We start from the raw sequence: 306 nt of genomic DNA on the forward strand, positions 1-306 counted from the left end.
ATTACTCATTTTAAAGATACTGGCAGATGTGCAGCTGATTATGATTTGATTGCAACAGGAGAGCTTGGTATAGTTGGCAAGAAATTAATGCAAGAGTTGGTTCAAAAAGAGGGGTATGATTTATCAGAGAATTATACTGATTGTGGTATTGAAATATTTGATGAACAAAAACAGGATACACACGCAGGTGGCAGTGGTTGTGGCTGTTCTGCAGTTACACTAACAGGTTATATTCTAAAGGAAATGGCGAAAGGTACTTTTAATAGGATTTTATTTATACCTACAGGTGCATTGATGAGTCCTAGC

1 pseudogene is annotated in these 306 nt (G+C 36.6%); it reads left to right on the forward strand.

What is annotated here, in order from left to right:
- Positions 1-306 (forward strand): annotated as a pseudogene (locus ACX6CF_RS26990) (stage V sporulation protein AD); the annotation flags it as partial.

It is taken from the genome of Vallitalea sediminicola (assembly GCF_054408565.1).